18 protein-coding genes are annotated in these 25,397 nt (G+C 52.0%); 14 read left to right on the top strand and 4 right to left on the bottom strand.

The genetic code is table 11. The annotated features are described in order from the left end of the window. Positions 1-161: 161 nt before the first annotated feature. Both U9M73_RS14355 and U9M73_RS14350 read left to right on the top strand, forming a co-directional pair. A complete protein-coding gene (locus U9M73_RS14355; protein WP_009226512.1) occupies positions 162-1,766 on the top strand; it encodes an ABC transporter substrate-binding protein in 1,605 nt (534 codons plus the stop codon). Positions 1,767-2,103: 337 nt separating this feature from the next. Continuing rightward, positions 2,104-4,200, top strand: coding sequence for a beta-galactosidase (locus U9M73_RS14350; RefSeq protein WP_016310775.1), 2,097 nt, complete (start codon positions 2,104-2,106; stop codon positions 4,198-4,200). A 74-nt stretch (positions 4,201-4,274) separates the two neighbouring features. On the opposite strand, the gene U9M73_RS14345 is transcribed toward U9M73_RS14350, so the two are convergent. After that, the gene (locus U9M73_RS14345) at positions 4,275-4,781 is read right to left on the bottom strand and encodes a hypothetical protein (RefSeq protein WP_016310776.1); all 507 of its coding nucleotides are present in this window, start codon (positions 4,779-4,781) and stop codon (positions 4,275-4,277) included. A 407-nt stretch (positions 4,782-5,188) separates the two neighbouring features. Here U9M73_RS14345 and U9M73_RS14340 point away from each other — a divergent pair, with 407 nt between their 5' ends. The 8 genes from U9M73_RS14340 to U9M73_RS14305 all read left to right on the top strand — a co-directional run bounded on the left by U9M73_RS14340 (position 5,189) and on the right by U9M73_RS14305 (position 15,552). Continuing rightward, entirely contained in the window at positions 5,189-6,154 is a 966-nt protein-coding gene (locus U9M73_RS14340) for a glycoside hydrolase family 43 protein (protein WP_323077785.1), read from the top strand. Positions 6,155-6,440: 286 nt separating this feature from the next. Further along, positions 6,441-8,186, top strand: coding sequence for an extracellular solute-binding protein (locus U9M73_RS14335; protein ID WP_323077784.1), 1,746 nt, complete (start codon positions 6,441-6,443; stop codon positions 8,184-8,186). Positions 8,187-8,305: 119 nt separating this feature from the next. Beyond that, a complete protein-coding gene (locus tag U9M73_RS14330) occupies positions 8,306-9,277 on the top strand; it encodes an ABC transporter permease (protein ID WP_009226507.1) in 972 nt (323 codons plus the stop codon). Positions 9,278-9,291: 14 nt separating this feature from the next. Further along, positions 9,292-10,224 carry a carbohydrate ABC transporter permease gene (locus tag U9M73_RS14325; RefSeq protein ID WP_323077783.1) on the top strand — a complete coding sequence of 311 codons (933 nt, stop codon included), beginning with the start codon at positions 9,292-9,294 and terminating at the stop codon, positions 10,222-10,224. Positions 10,225-10,226: 2 nt separating this feature from the next. After that, entirely contained in the window at positions 10,227-11,648 is a 1,422-nt protein-coding gene (locus U9M73_RS14320) for a family 43 glycosylhydrolase (protein ID WP_323077782.1), read from the top strand. Between the two features lie 91 nt (positions 11,649-11,739). Then, a complete protein-coding gene (locus tag U9M73_RS14315) occupies positions 11,740-12,678 on the top strand; it encodes an ArsR/SmtB family transcription factor (RefSeq protein ID WP_009226504.1) in 939 nt (312 codons plus the stop codon). 234 nt (positions 12,679-12,912) lie between these two features. Next, positions 12,913-14,667, top strand: coding sequence for a glycoside hydrolase family 2 protein (locus U9M73_RS14310; RefSeq protein WP_009226503.1), 1,755 nt, complete (start codon positions 12,913-12,915; stop codon positions 14,665-14,667). A 24-nt stretch (positions 14,668-14,691) separates the two neighbouring features. Next, on the top strand, positions 14,692-15,552 hold the full coding sequence (locus tag U9M73_RS14305; RefSeq protein WP_260071617.1) for an MBL fold metallo-hydrolase: 861 nt from the start codon (positions 14,692-14,694) through the stop codon (positions 15,550-15,552). Between the two features lie 691 nt (positions 15,553-16,243). Here U9M73_RS14305 and U9M73_RS14300 read toward each other — a convergent pair. After that, positions 16,244-17,203 carry a helix-turn-helix transcriptional regulator gene (locus U9M73_RS14300; protein ID WP_323077781.1) on the bottom strand — a complete coding sequence of 320 codons (960 nt, stop codon included), beginning with the start codon at positions 17,201-17,203 and terminating at the stop codon, positions 16,244-16,246. A gap of 135 nt (positions 17,204-17,338) precedes the next feature. Between U9M73_RS14300 and U9M73_RS14295 the strand changes: the two genes are divergently transcribed. After that, positions 17,339-18,223 carry an SDR family oxidoreductase gene (locus U9M73_RS14295; protein ID WP_323077780.1) on the top strand — a complete coding sequence of 295 codons (885 nt, stop codon included), beginning with the start codon at positions 17,339-17,341 and terminating at the stop codon, positions 18,221-18,223. 91 nt (positions 18,224-18,314) lie between these two features. Here U9M73_RS14295 and U9M73_RS14290 read toward each other — a convergent pair whose 3' ends face one another. Next, positions 18,315-20,663, bottom strand: a complete 2,349-nt coding sequence (locus U9M73_RS14290) for a beta-galactosidase (RefSeq protein ID WP_323077779.1) — start codon at positions 20,661-20,663, stop codon at positions 18,315-18,317. A 373-nt stretch (positions 20,664-21,036) separates the two neighbouring features. Then, positions 21,037-21,477, bottom strand: coding sequence for a DUF2500 domain-containing protein (locus U9M73_RS14285; RefSeq protein WP_036646319.1), 441 nt, complete (start codon positions 21,475-21,477; stop codon positions 21,037-21,039). Between the two features lie 464 nt (positions 21,478-21,941). Between U9M73_RS14285 and hflX the strand changes: the two genes are divergently transcribed. The 3 genes from hflX (at position 21,942) to U9M73_RS14270 (ending at position 25,149) form a co-directional block, all read left to right on the top strand. Further along, positions 21,942-23,228 carry a GTPase HflX gene (gene hflX, locus U9M73_RS14280; protein ID WP_009226497.1) on the top strand — a complete coding sequence of 429 codons (1,287 nt, stop codon included), beginning with the start codon at positions 21,942-21,944 and terminating at the stop codon, positions 23,226-23,228. Between the two features lie 95 nt (positions 23,229-23,323). Then, entirely contained in the window at positions 23,324-23,794 is a 471-nt protein-coding gene (locus U9M73_RS14275) for a GNAT family N-acetyltransferase (protein ID WP_009226496.1), read from the top strand. A 92-nt stretch (positions 23,795-23,886) separates the two neighbouring features. After that, positions 23,887-25,149: an IS91 family transposase gene (locus tag U9M73_RS14270; RefSeq protein WP_110945313.1), complete on the top strand. Its 1,263-nt coding sequence runs from the start codon at positions 23,887-23,889 to the stop codon at positions 25,147-25,149. Positions 25,150-25,397: the final 248 nt, after the last annotated feature.

Genomic DNA, 25,397 nt, shown 5'->3' with positions numbered 1-25,397 from the left:
AAGCATGTTTCCTGCGGAAAGATTTTAGCTGCTCACGTAGCCTCCAGCTACGCTGCGCTGCTCAGTCCCTAGCTTCATCCAACCTTCTCGGTGCTAAAAACCTGATCCTTTTGACCTTTCATTTCACTATTTCTATCAAAATTGTAGGGGGAATAATCGTCATGAAACTGAAGAAGAAAACAACGTTTCTTGTGGCTATGGTGCTGGCGTTAATGACTTTGCTATCCGCTTGCGGCGGCGGGAACAATAACGCAGGCAGCGCCAACACCCCGGACGACGCAGCTTCAAATAACGCAGCAGCTTCGAACAATGCGTCGGCCAATACGGCAACCCCTGGGGCAGTGGATACGTCTCAAGAAGTTACGCTGAAGCTGTTGATGATCGGCAGCAAACCGGCGGATTATGACGAGGTATACGGCGAGCTGAACAAGCTGCTGAAAGAGAAAATTAACGCAACCGTTGAGACCGAATTTTTGGATTGGGCCGACTGGACCCAGAAATACCCATTGAAATTTGCAGCTAACGAGGATTTTGACATCGCTTACACCGCGAACTGGGCTTTCTACAATGACCAGGTGTTAAAGGGTGGATTCCTTGAGCTGACCGAGGAAATGCTCCGGACTTACGCACCGAAGACCTGGGAAGCGATGCCGCAAGCCTCCTGGGATCAAGCAAAAGTGAACGGCAAGCTGTACATGGTGCCAAACAACAACCAGGAAGTGACCGACAAGGTTGTCCTGATTCGCGAAGACCTGCGCAAGAAGTACAATCTCGAACCGGTGAACAGCCCGGAAACCTATGCCGCTTATTTGAAAACGATTGGGGCGGGCGAGAAAGGCATCAGCCCGTTTGGTGCGAAACCGGCAGACGGCTGGAAATGGCATGAGCTGGATCAAATTTTGCTGGAGCAACAAAATGAATGGAACCTGGTGGATTACAACTTCCCGCTGGCTTACAAATTGGACGATGCGACGGGGAAAGTGTTCAACGTGTACGATACGCCGGAGTTTACCGAACTGATCAAATATTATAAGGACTTGGCTGATAACAACGGCTGGTCGAAGAACATCGTGAGCAACAAAAACGACGTGTTCCAGGACATCAAAGCGGGCAAAACGTCCTCGTATGCACAAAACCTGGGGACGATCTCCAGCAACGTTGGCGAAATCCGCCGCGACAAGCCGGAGATGGAAGTCACCGTTGCCGATTTGACGCCGGATAAGAAAAAAATCGGCGCGATTTCCACGCAAAACGGATTGGCGATTCATGCCACGTCTAAAAACGTCGAACGTTCGCTGATGCTGATTGACCTGCTGCAGAACGATAAGGAAATCCATGATCTGACGATGTACGGCATCGCCGGCAAGCACTACGAGCCGGTTGGCGATGACAAATACAATCCGGGACCAAGCTTCAACAACTATAACCTGTCGGGCTACTCCGTATGGGGCTGGAACTCACTGCTGAACCGCACCGACGCTTCCTATCCGGAAGAAGGCAATCAAATGTTGGCGGATTGGCAGTCTAAAGTTTATCACTTCCCGCTGGAAACCTTCGTCTTTGACGACACCAAGGTGAAGAACGAAGTAGCGAACGTAGGTAACGTCATGCTGCGTTATGCAATCCCGCTGGAATACGGCCTGATCAAGGACTTGGAGAAAGGCCAAGCCGACCTGAACAAACAGTTGAAGGCGGCCGGTCTGGATAAGATTCAACAAGAGCTGCAGAGCCAAATCGACGCATTCCTTGCCGCCCAAGGCCAATAAGCAGGCGGGGGTGAAAGGAGGGGACGCCCGTCCCCTCTTTTTCATTCATCGTGACGTTTGAAGGGGCAGGAGAGCGTTTGAGAGTGTGTCGAACTGTAAAAGTACATTTGATTTTGCGAAAAACCCTCTTCATTCGGCGTGTGAAATGCAAAAGTACATTTGATTGGAGACGATGGAGGCTAAAATGGGCGGTTTGCCCTGAAATCAACTGCACTTTTGCAGTTGAAAGGCTTCGAAAAGGGCGATTTGGCGAAAATGGACTGCACTTTTACATTTCGTAGCACGTGAGAAACCAATCTACTTCATTACAGATCAGAAACGGAGAGGAGTTATTCCTATGAGTAGAAGCTCAAAACCGATGAAGTTTCCGCCAATCAGCGACAAACTGCCGGTCTTTATGCACGGTGCCGACTATAACCCTGACCAATGGCTCCATGATCCGCAGGTGCTGGCGGAGGATATCCGGCTGATGAAGCTGGCCCATTGCAATGTGATGTCGGTGGGGATCTTTTCCTGGGCTTCGCTAGAGCCGGAGGAAGGCGTCTACCGGTTTGAATGGCTGGACCGCGTGCTGGACACGTTTGCTGAGAACGGTATCTACGCCTGGTTGGCGACGCCAAGCGGCGCTCGGCCGGCCTGGATGTCAGAGAAGTACCCGGAAGTGCTGCGCGTTGAGAAGAACCGGGTGCGCAACCTCCACGGCATGCGTCATAACCACTGTTTTACGTCCCCAGTCTATCGGGAAAAAGTGACGCAGATGAACACCCGGCTGGCGGAGCGCTATTCCAGTCATCCGGCCGTGGTGGGGTGGCACGTATCCAACGAATACGGCGGGGAATGCCACTGCGACTACTGCCAAGACGCTTTCCGCGACTGGTTGAAACGGAAGTATGGCACGCTCGAAGCGCTCAACCACGCTTGGTGGACGAACTTTTGGAGCCATACGTACACCTCCTGGTCGCAGGTGGAATCCCCGGCACCTCACGGCGAAATGATGGTGCATGGACAGAACCTTGACTGGCGCCGGTTCGTATCCGACCAGACGATCGACTTCTACAAGCATGAGATCAAGCCGCTCAAACAAATCAATCCGGATTTGCCCTGCACAGTAAATATGATGGACCTGTTCTACGGGTTGGATTATCGCGAGTTTGCGAAAGCTGTGGACGTCATTTCCTGGGACGCTTATCCGATGTGGCATGAGGCCGAATCCGATGCGGGGGTTGCTTCCTGGTTTGCATTTAACCACGACTTGTTCCGCTCCTTGAAGCAGAAGCCGTTTATGCTGATGGAGAGCACGCCGTCACTGACGAACTGGCAGCCGGTCAGCAAGCTGAAGCGGCCGGGTATGCACAAGCTGTCCTCGCTGCAAGCAGTGGCCCACGGGTCCGACACAGTCCAATATTTCCAGTGGCGAAAAAGCCGCGGCTCCAGCGAGAAATTCCACGGCGCGGTCATCGACCACGTCGGCCATGAGCACACGCGCGTGTTCGCCGATGTTGCTGCGCTTGGTAAAACACTGTCCGAGTTAACGGAGATCCTCGGTACCACCGTTCCAGCGGAAGCAGCCATCCTGTTTGATTGGGATAACCGCTGGGCGATCAACGACGCCCAAGGGCCACGCAATAAAGGCATCCATTATGAAGAGACCGTCATGCAGCAGTATCGCGCCTTGTGGGAGCTGGGCGTGCCAACGGACATCATCGGCTCGTTTGACGACTTCAGCGGTTACAAACTGCTGGTCGTACCGATGGCATACTTAATCCGGGAAGAAACCGGAGCCAAGCTGGAGCAGTTCGTCAAGGACGGCGGTACCTTGTTCGTCACATATTGGTCAGGCATCGTCGACGAGAACGACCTGTGCCATCTGACCGGCTTCCCGGGACCGCTGCGCAAGGCGGTTGGAGTATGGGCAGAGGAAATCGACGGCCTGCATGACCATGACCGTAACGCGTTGATTCTGGAAGACGGGAATCCGCTAGGCTTCAGCGGGACCTATGAGATTCATGAGCTGTGCGAGCATATCCATGCGGAAGGCTCCAAGGTCCTTGGCGTCTACCGCGACGATTTTTACGCAGGGAAGCCGGCCTTAACGCTAAACGAGCTGGGCCAAGGCAAAGCTTACTATTTGGCCGCCCGCGTCAGCGATCCCGCCTTCTACGAGGCGTTTTACGGCAAGCTCGTTCAAGATGCCGGCGTGCGCCGGGCGCTGGATACCGACCTGCCGGCGGGAGTGACTGCCCAGCTGCGCACGGACGGTCAGCACGATTACGTCTTCGTGCAAAATTTCTCCGGCCGCGCCGTTCGCGTCGAGCTCGACCGCAGGAGCTATACAGACGCCGAAACCGGCTTGACCGTAAGCGGCACAATCGAGCTGCCGGTCAACGGAATCGCGATATTGAAGCGGGAGGCTGTTCTTCAATCATCGTTATAATAATAAAACCCTATTTTCCATATACGCGGAAAGTAGGGTTTTATTTATGGCTTATGCACTAGGACAGCTGGAGCCTATTTTTCGGAAATCAATTTCATGAAGACTTGGACATTAAAGTCGTCATATTGCACCAGCCATCGCTCGTTTACGAAAGTCATCATCAACTCGCCTTCTAACGGAACTCGGTTGCTTTCGCGGCCTTCCGAGTTTGTCAGTAGTAGATTTACAGTGTATTCGATGGTGACATTGTTCTCGTCTTGCGCTTTAATGCGGGTTTGCAAATCATCAGGTTTGATGGACAGCTGCGTATCCGCAGCAACTCTTAAAGGTAAAATGGTGATTCGATTGTTAACCTGTTTTTCGTAAAACGATTCCGTTAAAAAAGGTTTGATCGCTTCGTTTCGCTTCTGAATGGATTCGGCAGACAACAGATCCTCAGTAAAGTCAACTTTATATTCGGTCGTTTTATAGGCTTCGGCTGTTTTCATCGCATCATCAGTTTTAGGCTGGGGTTCATTACAACCAGTGATGAGCAATAGGAAGCATGCCAGTATACTTATTAACCACGGGAGTTTTTGCATTAAATTCCCCCCCTTTTTTTGCTCATATTAAATAAAATTTCCATAATTAATAATAAACATTCTGCTTGGTGTTGTCAAATTAGGCTCGAAAATATTACTTTAATAGTTATTCGCTATTATTCTATTTAATCTCTGTAGAATAATATTTTAGTAGAAAAACGTTTAATCCAGATTAGCGTTTTTTAACTTAACTGGTTTAGGAGTGATTTCGTATGGCTGAGAATCCATGGTTTTTATGTCACCCAAGGATGCGCGGACATAAGCTTTTTTGTGCTGCTCCCCAAAATGTAAACGTTGACATTCGCCGAATAACCGATTATTGTGATGAAAACGAAGTAAAATGTTTGTAATAAAACAATACTTTACTATCACTTTAGGACGATATCTCGTACTTAGGAGGGATAACGATGGAGAATCAAACGTTTGTTAATCCGATCCTGTCAAATGGTGCGGATCCTTGGGTCATTCGGCATCCTGATGGAAGCTATTACATGATGGTGACCTTGGGCGACCGCATCGCTCTTTGGCACAGTCCAACCTTGAGCGGACTTGGGAATGTTCAACCGAAGACCGTGTGGACGCCTGAGCCAAACGGCCCCTATTCCTTCAATCTGTGGGCGCCGGAACTGCATCTCATCGATGGACGCTGGTATATCTACTATACAGCTAATGACGGCGGCGGGGACGCAACGCGACGCATCTGCGTGCTTGAACTTGCGGGCGATGATCCGATGAACGATGAGTGGCAGTTTAAAAGCGTGGTGAACACGGAGTTCCCAGGGTTAGACGGAACTGTCATCCAACATCAAGGGGAGTTGTATTTCTTTTATTCCGGTTATGGCCATTTTCCGGATTACGGCTCAGCGGTTTACGCTGCTCGAATGACCAATCCTTGGACGTTAACCGGTCCAAACGTGCTGATTACAGCCCCAACGGAGCCGTGGGAGAAGCAAGGCGGGATGGCGATTAACGAAGGCCCTGTCTTGTTGCGGCGCAACGGTTGGATCTTCCTTGTCTTCTCGGCGAGCGCAACGTGGTCGGATGATTACTGTTTAGGCATAACGCGAATCCCGGAGACCGCAGATCTGCTTGATGCGAACTCCTGGATCAAGGAAGACGGCCCGGTCTTTGCAAAAAATCCTTCCGCCGGGGTCTATGCCCCGGGGCATAACAGCTTTACCGTATCTCCCGACGGCTCCGAGGATTGGATCGTTTACCATGCGTACGATTACTCGGAAGCCGAGCAACCCCGCTCCGCTGGTTCTCCCCGCAGCACAAGACTCCAAAAATTTGGTTGGAAAGCAAACGGAATGCCGGATTTCGGGGTTCCTGTCGGCACGGGGGTGCCGATCCCGCGGCCTGCCGGAGAATAAAGGGTGCGAAATTAATTACAGTTTTTTTGAAACTAATAGTTTGATTTGAAACAACAAGTTATTTTATTAAAAAAATCGTTATCTTCGTAAATGAAAGCGTTGACATCACGTCGAACGGGGATTATAATCAACGAAAAGATACAAAATTATTGTAATAAAACAATAATATAATTTCGCGGTGAGTCATTTGATGACAGAGGGGGTTGAACCGATCCGAAAAGGGCGATGAGTGCAAGCGGAAATATCGGGGGTTGTTGCGTTTGAAATCAATAATCGGGAGGTTCATATGAATAACAAGTCAAAGCGTATCTTAAGTTTTCTGTTTGTTTTTATTCTTGCGGTCTCCATGATTACGGCTTGCAGCGGGGGCGGTTCGAAAAAGGCTGACGTAGGCAATAACACCAGCGAGAATGCTACCGAGGAGCCACAGAAGAAGGAAACCACGTTTGCCGACATCAGTCAGGATATTCGCGGGAATACATCTCCGACTCCAGAGCAAATCAACGAAGTGAATACGACGCTCAACGATACGTATCTGGGTGATATTTTTGATGAGAAAATTCCAAACGACTACTCTGCTTACCCTTTCAAAGAAGAAGTGACGCTGGATGTCTGGATGCCTGCGAATCGCAACATCCCGGATATGAACAACCACGCGATCCAGAAGCAAGTGGAGAAGCTGACGGGGATTAAAGTCAACTTCATCACTCCGCCGGTAGGGCAGGAAGCGGATGCCTTTACCTTGATGATGTCCTCCGGAGATTTGCCGGATATCATCATTGAGCCTGGCCGGTACCCTGGAGGCTTTGAGGCGGGCGTTAACGATGGAGCGTATTTGGATCTGACCGATTTGATGGAGAAGTATGCTCCGAACTATACGGCTTGGCGCAATTCTGACGAGACGAGAAGAAAAACGACGGTCACCGACAGCGGCAAACTGCTTGGTTTCTACGGCATTGCTCCTTATTCGGAATGGATGTGGTTCGGGATGCTGATCAAGCAGGAAGCGCTGGATAAGACAGGGCTTCCGGTGCCTGAAACGATTGATGAATGGCACACCTTCCTGACCAAAGCGAAGGAAGTGGGGTACAGCGAGCCGCTGAACTACGGATCAAACTATGGTCAGATCTTTACCGGGATTTTAAACGGCGCTTATGGCGTGTGGGATTGGACCTTCGTGGACAGCAATGGCAAAGTAGCCTGGGGTCCAGCACAACCGAAGGCCAAGGAATACCTGGCCATGATGCAGCAATGGAACAAAGAAGGGCTGCTCAACAAAGACTGGGCAACGGCTGACTTCAACCAAAGAATGGCCAGCGCCATTTCCGACAAGACCGCGGTTATGATGGATTCGCCGGACACGATGTGGAGCTATTGGAAGGAACAAAATGATATCGATTTTGTTGGCGCGCTGAACCCTGTGCTGAACAAGGGGGATCAATCCGCAACAACGTACAAGAACTTTAAGCGAACAGGTACAGAGGCTGCCATCACCACCCAATGTGATAACGTCGAAGCGGCCATGGCCTGGTTGGATTTCGCCTACACCAAGAAGGGCTGGGAAATCTATAACTACGGAGAATACGGCACGGTTCACCTCATTGATGAGAACGGCAAGCCTTATTATCCAGAGAACAGCTACATGTACAATGATCCGGATGGCCAGCCGGTAGCAGTGGCACTCGATAAATATCGCAGACATATTTGGCCGGACATTCGCGACGAGCATAACTCCAACCCGCTGATCGTAGCGAAAGGCAGCTACTCCGGCGAAATTCGGAAATATTGGACCGAGAACATGGATACGAGCGCGGCTATGCCTCCGATTTCGTTTACGAAAGAGGAAGCTTCACGGGAGGCGGAACTGGGGAACCAGTTGTCTACGCTCCGGGGTGAATATTTTGCCAAGATCATCAAAGGCGAGTTGCCGGTGGACGCGTACGACAAGTTCTTAGAAGAAGCTAAGAAGATGGGGTTGGACGAATTCCTGAGCATTCATCAGGCAGCATTGGATCGTTACAACAGCAGATAATCGCCGTTTGGCCTAAAGATCGAGCAAGAAATATAACGAGGGTGACCGGGGCTGGTTAAGCTTGGGCCCCTCGTTATTGTTTCAGAGAATTCGGAATAAGAAGAGTAGGTGATACGTTCATGGAGATCGTCCGTAAATCAAGAAAAATCGCTCCTTCCTCAGAGGCTCCGAAGCCAAACAGCACGCGAACCAGGATCAAAAAAGATCTGAGAAAAAACTGGTTTGTTTATTTGCTGGCCCTTCCGGTTGTCGCTTGGTTCCTGGTTTTTTGTTACGGTCCGATGTGGGGAGTGCTTATCGCGTTTAAGGATTATAAGCCGTTGCTTGGGTTTGCTCAAAGCGAATGGGTTGGTTTGAAGCATTTCATAGAGTTCTTTCAGGGGCCGTACTTCTGGAGGGTGACCAAGAATACGCTTCTCCTTAATGTGTGGGGGATCGTGTTTGGATTTACGGCACCGATCATTTTGGCGTTGCTGCTGAATGAAATTCGCGACGGGAAGTTCAAAAAAACCGTACAAACGATCACCTATATGCCCCATTTTATCTCTTTGGTGGTCGTGTGCGGGATCATTCATATCTTCACGGCGGATGAAGGCATTGTTACGCAAGTGTTGCAATGGATCACGGGCAAGGACTACACCTCGCTGCTCGGATACTCCGGCTTTTTTAGGCCGATCTATACGTTTTCCGGGATTTGGCAGAACATCGGCTGGGACAGCATCATTTATCTGGCCGCGATGAGTTCGATCGATCCTGCTTTGTATGAGGCAGCCGAGATTGACGGAATCGGTCGAGTCAAAAAGATGTGGTACATTACGCTGCCGCAAATTACGCCGATTATCGTGATTCTGTTTATTTTTGCGATTGGCGGATTGATGGCGTCCGGATACGAGAAGATTATTTTGCTTTACAACCCTCTCATTTACGATACGGCAGACGTCATCGCTTCTTATGTCTATCGAAGGGGCTTACGGGAAGCCAGCCTCAGCTTCTCCACCGCGGTTGGCTTGTTTAGCGCCGTGATCAACTTTGCGCTGCTGTGGGCGACGAACCGAATCGCCCGGCGTACTTCGGAAGTGAGCTTATGGTAGAAAGGGGGATGACCATGTCCAGTCGCAAAAAGCTGAAACGACGACACTGGAAGCCTATGACGACCGGGGATCGCGTGTTTGACGTCATGAACTACATGATGCTCACCGCGATTACGCTAATTTGCTTCTATCCCTTGCTGCATATTTTGCTGGCCTCGGTCAGCAACCCGACGGCGCTGATGGCACACAGCGGACTTTTGTTGAAGCCGCTTGGATTTACGCTGGACGGATATAAGCTGGTCTTTAAGGACAACAGCCTGCTGGTTGGTTATAAAAATACGATCATCTACGTAGGGTTAGGCACGTTGGTGAATATGGTCATGACGATCATGGGCGCTTTTGTCCTGTCGAGAAAAGATCTCTATTTCAAAAATTTCATCATGATTCTGATTACGATCACGATGTTCTTTGGCGGCGGGTTGATTCCCTGGTTTCTATTAATGAAAGATATCCATTTATATAACAACCTGTGGGCGCTGATCTTGCCGACCGCGCTGAACACGTGGAATATCATTATCTTAAGAACCAGCTTCCAGTCGCTGCCGGCAGAGCTGGAAGAGGCGGCAACGATCGATGGGGCAAGCCAGGCTGCCATCTTGATCCGGGTGATTCTGCCGCTGTCCAAGGCGACGTTGGCCGTTATTTTTCTGTACTATCTGGTGGGGAACTGGAACTCCTGGTTTAACGCGATGGTCTTGCTGAAGGATCGGGAGCTGTTCCCGCTGCAGCTATTAATGAAGGAAATTTTGGTCGCCAACGATTCCACGGCAACCACGATCGGCAGTGCAGGAGGCGTCGTCATCGACAGTGCTCAGAGCTCGACCGCATTCCGGGAACTGGTGAAATATTGCGCGATCGTTGTATCCACGGTTCCGATTTTGTGCGTGTATCCGTTCTTGCAGAAGTATTTTGTTAAAGGTGTCTACGTCGGGTCAATTAAAGGGTGAAAATGAAGATGGAAACGGGAAAATTCGGGAAAGCGCTGTTGCCTGCCATTTGTCTGTTTCTATTGGCGCAGGTAGGTTGTTCTGGCTCCGGTAGCGCGGGTGAAGAACGGGATGATTTCTATAATGTGCTGATGCAGGACGGGGCAGATCCATGGATGTATAAACATACCGACGGGTATTATTACTTCACGAAAACCACCGGCGGTGACGTGACGGTTTGGAAATCCGCCAGTATGACGGGGGTGGATGCCGCTCCCCGGAGGGTGATTCCGACAGGCGGCCACGGCATTTGGGCTCCCGAGCTTCATTATATTCATGGAGCCTGGTATATTTATTACGCCATGGATGACGGGGACAACGTGAACCATCGCATGTACGTGATGGAGAATACCTCGACCGATCCATTACAAGGTGTATGGAAGCAAAAAGGGCAAATCACCGACGCCGCCAATCGTTGGGCCATTGATGGGACCGTTCTGCAGGTGAATGGCGAGTTGTATTTTATTTGGTCCGGTTGGGAAGGGGACAAGAATGTTCGTCAAAATCTATACATCGCCCATATGAGTAACCCCTGGACGATTGATTCGGAGCGTGTGGAGATCGCCCGGCCGACCTATGCCTGGGAAACGAACCATTCGCCGCATGTCAATGAAGGTCCGCAGGTGGCGGTTCGAAACGGAACCATTAATCTGGTCTACTCGGCGAGCGGAAGCTGGACGAACGATTATTGTCTGGGCTTGATCACGGCAGATGTGACCAGCGATTTGCTCGATCCGGCTTCATGGCATAAGAGGGAGGAACCAATTTTTGTGTCCGGCAACGGGCTGTACGGCCCGGGACACCATTCCTTCACCACGTCACCTGACGGTACAGAGGATTGGATTGTATATCACGTGGCGAAATACAAGGATGCCGGCTGGAACCGGGAAGTGCGGATGCAGCCCTTTACCTGGAATGCGGATAACACCCCGAATCTAGGGGTTCCAGTAGACCCGAACCTCCCGCTATCCTTGCCGTCCGGAGAGGCGAGCCGCATCCGCTATGAAGCGGAGAAGGGGCAGCTTGGAGACGGTGTGACTGTGCTGGAGAATCCTGCGGGTTCCGGTGGAAAGAGCGTAGGACGGTTTGAGCAGGAAGACAGCTACGCGGAGTATTCCGTCCAAGCTGCGGCGGGAGAGTATCTCTTGCTGGCGAGAACCGCAAACGGGAGCGCTGCCGGAGAAATGGCCTATTTTGATTTAAGCGTTGATATGGGATCTTCCGTTACCGTGGCGGTTCACCCGAAGGGATGGAACAACTGGGGATTGTCCACTGCCAAAATTCAGCTGAAGGATGGGACAAACAAGCTGCGATTCACCAAGAATCGCGGGGAGTTTGAACTGGACTGCTTTGATCTGATGCCGTTGAAGATCCCGGAATCGTGATAACCTTTATGAATCTTGATTTATTACAGCTTATTGTAGTAAAGTCAAGAAAGTAAGATCATTTTTTGGGAATACGGATACGGAGGTTCCTATGCTGGAAGTCGGGATACACGAACCGGATAAGCTGGTTCAAGTGGCGCACGCGCTCTCTACACGGTCTCGCGTAGACATTCTTCGCCTGCTCAACACGCGGAGCATGAATATCATTGAGCTTGCCGAGACGCTGGAGCTGCCAGTGTCTACGGTGGCGAACAACGTCAAGATATTGGAAGCAGCCAAGCTGATTAATACGGAATTGCTTCCGGCCGTCCGCGGTGCGATGAAGGTGTGCAGCCGCAATTACGACGATATTCTCATCTCGTTGAACTCGAGCATCCGGACGTCCAAGGACGGGATGAAGTTTTACGAGGTTGAAATGCCGATCGGGCATTACAGCGATTGTGAGGTTCATCCGACGTGCGGCATGGCATCCAGCGAAGGGATGCTGGTTCGGGAGGATGAGCCGGCCAGCTTCTACCACCCTAAGCATGTGGGGGCGCAGATTCTGTGGTTTCGTAAAGGGTATGTGGAGTACCAGTTCCCGCTGGAAGTTCCGCAGAATGCGCGCATTCAATCGCTGGAGTTGTCAATGGAAATGTGCTCGGAAGCACCAAACTATGACAATGACTGGCCTTCAGATATTTCCGTATGGATTAATGGCGTTGAGATCGGCATGTGGACGAGTCCCGGGGATTTTGGGGATCGGCGCGGCGCATTAAATCCGTCCTGGTGGGAAGATTGGATGACGCAATACGGCTTGTTGAAAACATGGCGAGTTGACCGCGAACGCACGACGCTCGATATGCAGAAAGTCTCCGACGTCACGATCAACGATCTGAACCTCGATCAACGGCCGAGTCTGCGTGTGCGGATCGGCGTCAAGCCGGATGCGATCCATAAGGGCGGCGTTAATCTATTCGGCAAGCAGTTTGGCGATTACGACCAGGACCTGGTTCTGCAGGTCGCCTACACTTTGGATGAAGACGCTTGATTATATTCAATGAAGCTTTAATCTAACCATCGGCTCCTTGGGGAGTTGGTGGTTTTTTTTGTATTGCAGATACTTAATTCCAAAAAGTTCGTAAAATAAAAATGCCTAATATGATTAGAAAAATCAGCTGAAAGCGTTGACAAAATATGAGTTCGGGGATATATTTAGCTTAAAAGATACAAAAATTATGTATTAAAACAAAAACAATAAATTGAGACCCGAAGGAGCGGAAAAATGACAAGTCAACCTTTACGTAACGAGTACCCTCGTCCCCAATTTGTCCGCGACGCTTGGATGAGTTTAAACGGAGAATGGGAGTTTGAATTTGACGACCAAGGGATTGGTGAAAGGGAAAGATGGTACGAGAAACATGATTTTGGCCGGAAAATCAACGTGCCGTTCTGCTACCAGAGCAAGCTGAGCGGCATCGGCGATCCAACCGTACACGATCAGGTCTGGTACCGGAGAACCTTTACCGTACCGGAAGACTATAAGGCTGGCCGGCTGCTGCTGCATTTTGGCGCCGTGGATTACGAGGCCAAAGTATGGGTGAACGGGCATCTGGTGGCGATGCATGAAGGCGGACATACGCCGTTTAAGGCGGATATTACGGATGTGCTTGATGAAGGCGAGAATATCGTTGTCGTGAAGGCGACGGACTACAGCCGCGACGTCTCCCTGCCGCGGGGCAAGCAGTATTGGAAGGATCAGTCGGAGAGCATCTTTTACACCCGCACGACCGGGATTTGGCAGAGCGTCTGGCTTGAGCCGGTACCAACGACACGAATTGATCGCATTCGGTTGATCCCGGACATCGACAAGAATGATATCGGTCTTGAGGTGTTTTTGGCAGGGCACAGCGCCTCCGTTAAAGCCAGCATGAAAGCCGTCATCACGTTTAACGGCGAATTTGTCGCTGAGGATTGCTTCTCCTTAAGTCATGAGTCGGGTCGCCGGGTGATTCACCTGGATGACTTTAACGATCATGGTCTGGGACGCTGGTGGACGCCGGAGCGCCCCAATTTGTACGATCTAGAGCTAACGCTGCTGATCGATGGTATGCCCGTGGACACGGTCTATAGCTATTTCGGGATGCGCAAAATTTCAGTGGAATCCGGCAAACTGCACTTAAATAATCGTTCCTATTATATGAAGCTGGTGCTGGATCAAGGTTACTTCCCGGATGGCTTGCTGACCGCGCCAAGCGACGAGGACTTGCGCCGGGACGTGGAGCTGGTGAAGGCCATGGGGCTGAACGGGGTGCGGAAGCATCAGAAAATCGAAGATCCCCGCTACTTGTATTGGGCCGACAAGCTGGGTCTGCTGGTGTGGGGGGAGATGGCGAACGCCTACCAGTTCACTGAGCAGTATGTCAGCCGGATGACGCGGGAATGGATGCAGGCGGTGGAGCGGGATTTTAACCATCCTTGCATCGTGGCATGGGTTCCGCTGAACGAAAGTTGGGGCGTGACCAACATTATGATTGACAAGCAGCAGCAGCACCACGCGGTATCGCTGTACCACCTGACCAAATCGCTGGACCCCACGCGCCCGGTCATTTCCAATGACGGATGGGAACTGGTTACCACCGACCTTGTGACGATTCACGACTACGAGTGGCGTAGGGAAAAGCTGGAGGAACGGTATGCAACGGTCGAATCGGCTTTGACTGCTGCTCCCGGTAATCGGGTGATTCTGGTGCCCGGATTCCCTTACGAGGGGCAGCCGATTCTGGTCACAGAGTTTGGCGGGATATCCTTTAAGGTGAACGAATGGGAAGGCTGGGGGTACTCGGGTGCGGAGAATGAGGAGGATTTTGCGTTGCGGCTAAAGAATGTTATCGTACCGATGCTGCAATCTCCGGTGGTTCAAGGCTTCTGCTATACCCAGTTTACGGACGTGGAGCAGGAAATTAATGGCCTGTTGACCTATGATCGTAAGCCGAAGCTGCCTCTGGAAACCATTCGTTCGATTGTAGCGGGAACCTAAAAAATCAAGGAGTGCCCCTATCTAATGACTCAAAATCAGCGAACAGGCGCCGCATTGATCCGCGAGATCGCCCGGACGAAAGCCCCCTACGGAACCTTGGCGATTTGGTATCTTGGCCAGGAAAGCGTCATCGTTAAAGGGGATGGGATCACGATTTACGTAGATCCCTATCTCTCGGGCGATCTGGACGACGGCGATTGGCGGCGCACATTTCCTGCGCCCATTGCACCGGAAGAGATTGAAGGCGTTCAGCTATGCCTGATTACGCATGAACACGATGACCATATGGATGCGCGGACGCTGCCGTGGCTGCATCGCAGCAGTCCGGAGGCGCCGATCCTCGCACCGGCGTGCTGCAAGCCGGCATTGCAGGAGATGGGCCTACCGGACTCCCTGCTCATCACCGCAGACGACCGTAAGCCGCTGGAATTCTTCTCCAAGCTGCGAGTAACGCCAATTGCGGCGGCCCATGAGCAGTTGGAACGGGATGCGGACGGCTGCCCCCGGTACGTCGGGTACGTTTTGGAGCTTAACGGCGTGACGCTTTATCATGCCGGGGATACGTTGGTTTTTCCGGAATTGATCAAGCGAGTTGGTGAGCTGAAACCGGACATCGCCCTGCTGCCGATCAACGGGCGGGATTACTTCCGCCAGCGGCGCGGAATCGTTGGGAACATGGATTACCGGGAAGCGGCACACTTCGCCCAGGAAATCGGCGTGGATACAGTGATCCCGCTGCATTATGACCTGTTCGCGGTAAATGCAGAGAAGCCGGGGCACTTCGTGGATTATGTGTATGAACATTTTCCCGAGCAGAAAGTCCACGTGATGGCCAGAGCCGAGCGCTTCCTCTACGTATCGCCGCGCGCATTCCTGCTGGACTAACCGTGAAAAAATAGCCGGCCAGAAGTTGATTGTTCTGGCCGGCTATTTTTTATAAGCAGGTGGTTGAGGGAGGGGAGTCTTTCTGGGGGGACTTTCACACATTATCCCTTTCGTTCAGGGTGCCTCTGTGAGGTTCTTTTGCATCATTATCCCTTTCGTTCAGAAGGTAAGCAGGTGGCGTGGGGCGGAAGGCGTGTCCGAATAAGGGAACGGGAAATCAGGGACAAGTCCGAGACTGGATCCCGAACTATTCCCGAACCATCCAAAAAGCAATTTGAACCAACCCCGAGTCAATCCCGAATCACCTTTAATCATTCCCAAATCAATCCTGAATTTGCTCTGATTCAATCTCAATCGTTCCCAACCATTCTCGGATCAATTCCCAGCATTTCCGAATCAATTCGCATCAATTCTGCACGAATTCCGAATCCACCACGAACCACTCTCAACCCATCCTGAACTACACGAAAATCCGGCCCTCCCCCTGCTTTTCGTTCTCTTGAGTGGATCTGTTTCCATGCGCTCTGATCAAAGGGGATAATCCTGCAAAGCGTCCGGGCAGAGAGAGGGGAGCTAGTCGAACATCTGTCCCTTCCCCACCCTTTCCTTCCCGAGAGGATCTGTTTCCCCGCGACCTGATCAAAGGGGATAATCCTGCAAAAGCGTCCGGACAAAGAGGGGGTCACCTAGCCTAGTGTTCATACAACGTGAGTATCGCCTGAGCTTCGGATTTCACTCGTTCTCGCAGCTCTTGCGGCTCCAGCACTTCTACATCCCGGCCGTTCCTTAGGATCACGCCGCATGCCCAGTCCAGTGTCTGGAGGTCGATCTCCGCCAGAATCTGGCCCTGGTTGTCCGGTCCTTCCGTATGAAGCACTTTGATGAATCGCTCCCTGCGGAGTTGGCTCAGCCCGGTTTCGTTCGTCCGTATCCGCGCGAGATAGCGGGGCAGTTCCGATTTGAAGCGAGCGGTCGATTGCTCCCAATACGCCGCCAGGTCAAACCCATCTGGCCGTACGAATGTCTCCTCTAACAGGGAGGCTTCCTCCAGCCGGGAAATGCGGAACGTGCGAAGCTCCCCGTTCGGCTCCTGCTCGGCCGCTACGTACCATACGTTGCGTTTGGCGATGAGCCCCAGGGGATGGATGATCCGCTCGGTGACATCGTCTTCCTTGCGGTAGCGGATGCGCAGCTTCCGCTGGGTCCATACCGCCTGCTGCACGGCGGCCAGCCAAGGGAAAGCCTCCTCCGAGGCATGCCATCCGGCCCCGTCGATATGGAGGCGCTCGCGGATCATCTCGGCGTCCTGCCGAATTGGGGCGGGGGCAGCGGCTAGTAGCTTCTGATAAGCAGCCTGAAAATCCCCCTGTATCCCCAGATCCTTCAAAAGCTCGTTATGGTTCGTCAGCAGCAGCGAGACGATTTCCTCCGGCCGCATGCCGGTCAGGTTCGTCCGATAGCTGTCCGCCAGCACCCAACCGCCGCGGGAGCCGCGCTCCGCGTACACGGGGATGCCCGCCGCGCTCAACGCCTCGATGTCCCGGACGATCGTCCGCTCCGACACCTCCAGCAGCTCTGCCAGCTGGCGCGAGCTCATTTTTCCCCGGTTCTGCAGCAAGAGCAGCAGATTTAGCAAACGATCCGCACGCACAATAACTCCCCCTCCCGCCTCTTTAGATTCGTGGAATGATTATACCATGGATATAAGACAATAGATGTCATATATACTTTGATATTCTACAAAGGTACGTGCGAAATTCAATCTGGAAAGGAAGCGAACGAAACCATGGATAAGAAACCTTTAGCGGGAAAAGTGGCCGTCGTTGCCGGAGCAACACGTGGAGCAGGCCGGGGAATCGCTGTTATGTTGGGGGCTGCTGGGGCGACGGTGTATTGCACCGGACGGAGCGTCCGGGGAGAAGCATCGGACATCGGCCGAACGGAGACGATTGACGAGACGGCTGAAATGGTAACCGCTCGCGGCGGAATCGGGATCGCCGTCCGCACGGATCATACGGTGCCGGAGCAGGTCAAGGCTTTGTTTGAACGTGTGGACAAGGAACAGAACGGACGCCTGGACATTTTGGTGAATGACATTTGGGGCGGCGAGAACCTCACCCATTGGAACACTCCGTTCTGGGAGCAGCCGTTGGCCGATGGGTTACTGATGCAGGAGCGGGCCGTTCATACCCATCTCATTACGAGCTATTACGGGGTACCGATGATGATCAAACGGAAGGAAGGCCTGGTCATCGAAATTACCGACGGATCGACCTATAACTATCGAGGGAACCTGTACTACAGTCTGGCCAAAATCTCACCGATCCACCTGGCCGCAGCCATGGCCGAGGAACTGAAGGCGCACAATGTGACGGCATTGGCGGTGACTCCTGGATTTTTGCGTTCCGAGCAGATGCTGGATTACTTTGGCGTTCAGGAAGCGAATTGGCGAGATGCCATCAAGAAGGAACCGTTATACGCGGAATCCGAAACGCCGTATTTTGTGGGGCAAGCAGTGGCGGCTCTGGCCGCAGACCCGAACGTCCACGCCAAAACCGGCCGAGCGCTGACCAGCTGGGACCTGTCCGACGAATACGGGTTCATCGACATCGACGGACGTAAGCCGCATTGGGGCAATTTTGCACGCGAGCGGGGATTACCGGTGAACTGAGCATAGGAACGACGTGTCCGGATTCCCTATCGCCTATCTAAAAAAGCGCGAGGGCATGAGAAACTCCTCCTGCACCCGCGCTTTTTGACTTTTACTTGCCTTGCGGCCATAAACGTGCGGAATAATGGGGGATGACCTGAATGTCGTGGATTTTGGCGATCTCCACCCCTTCAAATCGCTCCACGTAGGCCTGGTTCACGAAGCTATGCACCGTGCCTCGGCGAAGCGGTGTAATCGAGAGGTGCAGCGGATGGTTCTCCAGCTCGTGCCGCACTTGTTTTAACCCGATTTCCCAATGCTGTCCGTAATGGATATGATCCGTCAACATCCGGTCACCGAGGTAAGCGGCGGCCACATCGCCGTCGTACTCGATACGCAGCCAGACGTCCGATACGGATTCCGGCCAGTCAGCAGGGACATCCACCAGTACAGAGCGATCCGATGGAGAGTTGAGAGTCAGCTCGGGCAAATAAGCGGCAAAATCAAGGGTATACGTTTGGAACACACTTCCGTCAGGTTCTGCCGCAGTTTGCAACACCCCCGCACTGCTCCGCAATTCAGCCGATGGGACAGGTGCTGGATAGAGGGATAAGGTCACTTGGTTTTGTCCCGGCGAAGTGCAGATAAGCTGCCCGTCCTTTATCGCCAAATGGCTCGTGCTGATGACCAGCCTATCGTGGCCCCACAGCCCGTCGAAACGATAAGTTAGTAACGCCTCATCTCGGGTTAAGGTGACGAGACGAACGACCCTGCCTTCGGCTGTCTTCACTCGGATCTGATGTTGGCGGCCGGTCGCTGGGCGAACGATCCAGTTCGCCTCGTCTTCTTTAACGGCACCATGGCTCCCATCCCCTCCTACTTCAGATACCGAGGATTTGCGGATCACGATCTCGGGTTCCATTCCGTCATGGGCAAAAAACACCAGCAACGTTTCGTCCTCTGCTTCCAGCCGGGTTAATAGCTGCACGGTGGCGCTCACAATAAACAATCCGTCCAGCTCTAAGTTGAACGGCAGGATCGCGGCAAGCCTGCTCCGAAGCGTGAACTCGCCAGTTTGAGGGAAGAACGCCTTCCCCTGTGGCGTATCCAGCTCGATTCGTAGCCGGCGATCCGGCAGGTCGACATGATCCTGGAAATTGTTCAGGAACACAAATCCGGAGCCGTCTTTTTGCCGGACGCACCAACGTACGCTGTGGGTATCTTCAGGTGCGATATGCTCCTGACCTGCGGGCAGCACGGTCCCCATCGGAGCCAGAAGGTGACCAAAAGCTTGCAGAAACAACGAGATCGTACGGATGCGGTCATACGAATCACCAACCCGTCCAAACTCGCCTAGGGGCGATTGGTAATCGTAAGTGATCTTCGGCAAACCGGATTCGTTTAAGAACGTCTTGCGGCCGACGGGATTGGAACCGCCGTGGTACATGTAATAACCCAGGAGATTGCTGCCGCTGCCCATCTTCACTAACGTCATCGCTTCGATGCTCTCCGCCGGCACGTAAGGCCGGGCCTTGTAGCTGACCTGCATGCCGCCGGCCATTTCGCAATAAGCTACCGGATACTCCAGGCTGTCGTAATTCACCGGCTCGGCGGGCGTAACGTGCAGATCCTGGAACAGGAACTCGCGGCTTGGCGGTTGGTTTGGGATCCACGGCGTATAAGCGTATCCAGCCAGCATGGGTAACGTGCCCTCCTCAGGTACTGCGGCTCCCCCCCAAGCAGTAGCGGTAAAAAACAGCGGACGAATGCCAACCTCCTCGGCAATCCGGTGCAATTCGTCCAAATGCGCGGAGCCGTCAGTACCGGCGGTTACGTATTGACCGGAGCTGTATCCCCAGGCGTCCAGCGGTGCGCCAGCGTGCATATACTCGTTCTCCAGTTGCACGGCGATCACCGGGCCGCCTTCCTGATAATAGGTACCTTGAATTTGCCGGGCGATCTCCCGGTACAAACGTCGGGCCAGCGACAAATAACGCTCATCATTGGAGCGCACCTCCAGCGGATAACGGAACACCCAATCGGGGATGCCGCCGTTGCGGACCTCACCGTGGCAAAACGGGCCGATCCGTAAAATCAGCGGCAGCTCATGCTTGGCGCAGAGATCAATGAAATGCCGCAGATTGCGGTTGCCGCTCCAATCGAAGACGCCCTCCTCCTCTTCGTGGAAATTCCAAAACACGTAGGTCGCAACGAGATGAACGCCGCCGGCTTTCATTTTCAGCAGCTCTTCCTCCCAATGCAAATAAGAGAAGCGGGAAAAATGAAACTCGCCAACGACCGGAATCACAGGTTCGCCGTTGCGGGTCATATAGAAGTTGGTAAATCCAAACGATTCTCCTTTCGGATTGCTTCCTGCGTGCAGGGCTAGTTTGCCGGGACGGATCGTTTTGTTGGCTTGGCCGATTTCAAGTCTTAGGACTGCAGCTGTGTTATTGGTCATAGAGAGAACAGCCTCCTAAAGGATTTAAAATCCGATGGATCGTGTTGGATCTGGATGTTGATGTATACATCGGTTATATTCATTTTAGATGTTTATTGCTGGTTGAAGGAAGAGAGGATATGGCTAAAAACGACGGATTATGCTATCAACGAGGAGCGTCCCTACGGCATTCTAATTGCGGGGCATTATACGGAAACCGCGGGGTATTCCATTCACCGGCCGCCCTGGATCCCAGAATCGACGATGTCGTCGGGTATTTATTTGCGGGAGTCGTACCGCGAGCGGGCCTTTAAACCGAAAAAAGTGTCCAGCAATCAAAGAAGGTGTCCCAAGATCATCCTTGGAACACCTTGTTTTTTTGGCCTGGAGGCCATTAATATGTACCACCGTTTGGACGCTGCGACACATCGCGCTCAAACGCCACAATCCAATCACCCTGGACAGCGGCATATCCGACATCGCCCTCGGCGACAAGGCCGTACAGATTTTTGACATCCAAATATTCCTGACGGCTGCCGTTATCAAACTCCAACGTAATGTAATAGTACGTCCGAGAAGACGAGCTGTGCATCGTGTTATTTTCGCCTATGTGACTGGAGCTGTGCTGCACGTCCATCCGTTTCGAGATGATTCGCGCATATCTCGTTTCCCGCGGGGAGCGGGCGTTCTTGGCGTAACGGACCCCACTGGATATCATCAACACGATGAAAATAACAAAAAAGATGACCATAAATACGGGGATGATGGTAAACATGATATCGCCGCCTCCCCCAAAGCCGCCTCCGCCAAACGGAGAGGGATCGAATCCTCCCATGGGTTCCGCCTCCTTTGTTCTGACTTACAACGCAAGTTTGACTGGTTGCTGTCTATGTTCTTCCTTTATATACGTGAAAATGCAAATATTGTTTCGTCCTCCTAAAAAATCTGGCTGCTCGATAACGCGTGGATTGTGAACGCATACGAATTGTGATAAACTGGAATCACTATAAAAAGAACGGAGGGTTCCCCGTGTTGTACATTAAATTCCGTTTCACCACTTTGTGCGTATAATTGAATACTGCCAAAGGCTCTGCACCTGTGCAGAGCGAACGGGATAGGTGTACTATGATAAAGGGGACCAATTGGAACTTTAGAATAGAATATGCCTGATTTGGCCGGGAACGCGAACGGGGACGGTGATCTTCTGTTCGTGGATTTCGGGCTGTTTGAGGGACCGTTTGCGTAAACACAGGTGTAGTGCCTGTGTTTATTTTTTTCCTATAAAGGAGGAACTCGGTTATGACCATGACGGAACAACAACAGTTAGAGCAAAAAGCCATCTTGGTTGGCGTGAATTTAAATCATCAGTCGGATTTCGACTATTCGATGGAAGAACTAGCGAATTTGGCGGAGGCCTGCGACATTGAAGTCGTGGGCGTGCTTACGCAAAACCTGCCTAAGGTCACTCCGTCGCATTATATCGGTACAGGCAAAATTGCCGAGGTGCGGGCGCTCTTGGAGGCGCACGACGGCAATCTCGTGATTTTTAATGATGAGTTATCCCCGTCGCAGCTGCGAAATCTGGAGTCCGATCTGGAGTGTAAAGTGATTGACCGGACGCTGCTGATTCTGGATATTTTTGCGGAACGGGCGAAAACCCGCGAGGCCCAGCTCCAAGTTGAGGTGGCCCGGCTGAAGTATATGCTGCCGCGGCTCATCGGGCTGCGGGAATCGCTGGGGCGCCAAAGCGGCGGGGTCGGCACGAAGAACCGCGGTGCGGGGGAGACGAGACTGGAGCTTGATCGCCGGCGGATTGAGGAGAAGATCACCGCGCTCAGCCGTGAGCTGGAGACGCTGGTGGCCCATCGCCAAACCCAACGCAAACAGCGCAAGAAGAACGATGTGCCTGTCGTATCGCTCGTTGGCTATACCAATGCCGGGAAGTCGACGATCATGAACGCGCTGCTCGAAACATATACCCCCGGAATGGAGAAGCAGGTGCTGGAGAAGGATATGCTGTTCGCCACGCTGGAGACGTCCGTCCGCAATATCCCGCTGGAGGATAACAAGTCGTTTTTGCTGACGGATACGGTGGGCTTCGTGAGCCGGCTGCCGCATCACCTGGTCAAGGCGTTTCGATCCACATTGGAGGAGGTTGCTGAGGCGGATCTTTTGATCCATGTCGTTGATTATTCCAACCCGGAATTCGCGCGGATGATCGAGATCACGCACCAAACGTTGAAGGAAATTGGCATCACCGACATCCCGATGATCTATGCCTACAACAAGTCCGATCGGACGGAGCAAGCATTCCCAAGTGTGCAGGGAGATATCATTTACTTGGCCGCTAAGCCGCGCATCGGTATTGCCGAGCTGGTGAATGAAATCCGCCGGCGGATTTTCAAGGACTACGTGAAGTGCACGATGTTGATTCCGTACGATAAAGGGTCCCTCGTTTCTTACTTGAATGAGCAGGCCAACGTGCTCGAGACGAGTTATGAGGAAGAGGGAACAAAGCTCGTTCTGGAGTGTAAGCAAAGCGATTACGGAAGATATAAGGAGTATGTGCTCGAAGGTGCGGAGTGACAGGAAAATATTTTCGCTTATCGGTTGTCGGATGGGAAGGGAAGACGTATAATAGCCCTCAAAACACGTCTTTCTAACAAAGGAGAGCGATAAGCATGTCCGATATGTTAGTGAAATTATACGATCTTCCCCCCTTCGAATCGGCCCAGCAGTACGAAGCCCGGACCGGGATCACCATTCGCCGTGCCATCGGCCCGGAGAAGCATGTTGTCGCGAAATGGGTAGGCGAGCATTTCAATGAGCACTGGGTAAGCGAATGTGAAGTAGCTCTTGCCCGTTCGCCAGTTTCCTGTATTATCGCCATTGAAAACGGAAAGCTGCTAGGCTTCGCCTGCTATGATGCCACGATGAAAGGGTTCTTCGGACCCACCGGCGTTGATGAGAAGGAGCGGGGCCGGGGGATCGGCAAACAGCTGCTGCTGCATACGCTCGACCTGATGCGGATGGACGGTTACGGATATGCGGTAATCGGCGGCGCGGGCCCGAAAGATTTCTACGCCAAGGCGACCGGCGCGATCGTGATTGAGGGCTCGGAGCCCGGAATATACAAAGGGATGCTGCGATAGGGCAGCATCCCTTTTTGAACATTATAGAATTTATAAATTTTGGGGTGGGAGCAGGTCTTCCGCCTGATTTCTGTTTTTGGTAAGGTTAGGATATGGAGACGAACATTTTGAAACGAATCTTCTTTGATGAGCGAGGGCACTGGGATCGGTTTGTGGCAAAACATGGTGGCAAGCTGCGTGCCAATGTGCGGAAAGAAGTAGAGAAGTTCCGTCGATGCGGGGATCCCAGAAACGGTTTTAAGCTGATGGTATGTGAAGGATGTCATGACCTACGGCTCGTTCCGTATCGTTGTAAAGGAAGATTCTGTACGACCTGTTCATGCGGAGAAACAGAGGAATGGGCACGTCTCCTGGAACAAGATGTATTCCAAGTCAACCACCGCCATGTCGTCTTCACGATCGACGAAGGATTACGGGAAATCTTTCTGCTCCATCGGGCAAAATTACTCAAAGAATTTATGGATGAAGCGGTACGCTTAGTCAAAGAACATTTTGAGAAGAAACATAAGGTAACTCCCGGAATCGTAGCCGGGTTGCATACGTTTGGGGCACGGCTTAACTTCAATCCTCATGTACATATGCTTGTAACGATGGGAGGAATGAAGAAGACCGGCGAGTGGAAAACATACGATTTTATTCCGTTCGAGATGCTGCGTAAGCAATGGCAGACGGTTGTTTTGAAGCTGATTCGTCGAAAGTTAAGTGAACAAGAGAAAAAGCAAGTGCAGTCCCGTTTGCAAAAAGCTTACTGCGAGAACGGAGAAGGCTTTTATGTGCATGCTCCGAAACAGAAAGGGAACGTCAAGCAGCAACTCGGGTATATCGGGCGATACATGAGAAGACCAGCGATAGCGGTTAGCCGGATCGAAGCGTATGACGGAGAAAAGGTGACATTTCGTTACCGGGATAAGAATGACGGGGAAGAGAAGACCGAGACGATTTCGGTAGAAGAATTTATGGGTAGACTTGTGCGGCATATTCCGGATGAAAACTTCAAAACGATCCGTTACTACGGGGTTTATTCGCGGCGGATCAAGAGCCTGTGCAAGAAGTTAGTCAGTGAGTGGCAAAAAGCCGCGAGAAGATGGATTGTCAAGGCAAAGCGGATATTAAAACGCAGAACGTGGAGTGAACGGATCAAGGAGCAGACGGGGAAGCCGCCATGTTGCCCAAAATGCGAAAGTTATTACGAATACAAGGGAGAAGCCTGCCTTGAGGATGGGAAGTTGAAGGTGAAGTACGCGGTGTGCTCCACCTCAAAGGCATGTCTGGAGAGGATGATTCGGGATGTCGCCGGTGTCAAAGAAACGAAAGGTAGCGAAGAAAAAGAAAAAGCCGCAAAGCGGGCTGCATAGCAAAGCGAAAGTAACCTACATCTGTCTTCAATGTCATACAACAGAAGAGATTCCGCTGAATGTCGTTCGAAATTTCGATGCGATGGATGATGGAGATCCAACCGTACCTCCGCAATTCAGCTGCGAAGAATGTGGAGGAGGCATGTACCCGGAATATTACGAGGGAATTCATGGTTACGAGTACAGGATTAGCGATGTAAGAAAATAGCCGGGTATAAGTTTTTCTCCCACACCCGGCCATTTTACAC

Origin of the sequence: Paenibacillus phoenicis (genome assembly GCF_034718895.1) — a bacterium.
In the GTDB taxonomy this organism is placed as follows: domain Bacteria; phylum Bacillota; class Bacilli; order Paenibacillales; family Paenibacillaceae; genus Fontibacillus; species Fontibacillus phoenicis.
Note: the sequence above shows the minus strand (reverse complement) of the source record. Positions and strands in the feature narration are given on the sequence as shown.